The 891-nt window shown below is 75.6% G+C and carries 1 protein-coding gene; it reads left to right on the top strand.

Annotation, left to right across the window (positions count from 1 at the left end; all coding sequences use genetic code 11):
• On the top strand, positions 1 to 767 hold a 767-nt coding region (locus tag GV126_RS32360; RefSeq protein WP_159674518.1), incomplete at its 5' end, for an EamA family transporter.
• Between the last annotated feature and the right edge of the window lie 124 nt (positions 768 to 891).

Raw genomic sequence — 891 nt, 5'->3', positions numbered from 1 at the left:
TCGGTGTCGTGTGCCTGCGGCTGCTGGTGGCCGCGATCGTGCTGCTCGTGGTCTGCCGGCCCCGGCTGCGCGGGCACTCGCGCGCCGACTGGGGCACGGTCGTCGTGTTCGGCATCGCGATGGCCGCGATGAACGGCCTGTTCTACCAGGCCGTCGCCCGGATCCCGCTCGGCCCGGCCGTCACCCTCGAAGTGCTCGGCCCGCTCGCCCTGTCCGTCCTGGCCTCGCGCCGGCTGGTCAACGTCGTGTGGGCGGGGCTGGCCCTGTGCGGCGTGTTCCTCCTCGGCGGCGGGGACTTCGGCGGCCTGGACGCCGCCGGGGTGGGCTTCGCGCTCGGCGCGGGGGCCATGTGGGCGGCGTACATCGTCTTCAGCGCCCGTACCGGGCGGCGGTTCCCGCAGGCCGACGGGCTGGCGCTGGCCATGGCGGTGGGCGCGGTGCTGTTCCTGCCGCTCGGCCAGGCCGAGTCGGGGACGAAACTGGCCGACCCGACGACGTTCGGGCTGGGTGCGGCGGTGGCGGTGCTGTCCTCCGTCCTGCCCTACACCCTCGAACTGCTCGCCCGGCGCCGCCTGCCCGCCTCCACCTTCGCGATCCTCATGAGCCTGGAGCCGGCGCTCGCCGCCACGGCCGGATTCCTGATCCTGGGCCAGTCCCTCGCGCCGCTGGAAGTCGTGGCGATCGCCCTGGTCATCGCGGCGAGCATGGGCGCGGTGCGGACGCAGGTGGGGCGGGGCAGGCCGGCGGGCGCGCCGGGCGAGCCCTGATCCCCGGACGGACCCCGCCCGGCCGCCGACACCTGCGGCACCGTGCGGACGCCGGGCACACCCGGAACCTTCCCTGGAACGGGGTACACCCCTTGGGATGCAGCGCGCCCGACGACGCCCAGCC

This window comes from Streptomyces mexicanus, assembly GCF_902506575.1.
In the GTDB taxonomy this organism is placed as follows: domain Bacteria; phylum Actinomycetota; class Actinomycetes; order Streptomycetales; family Streptomycetaceae; genus Streptomyces; species Streptomyces mexicanus.
Note: the sequence above shows the minus strand (reverse complement) of the source record. Positions and strands in the feature narration are given on the sequence as shown.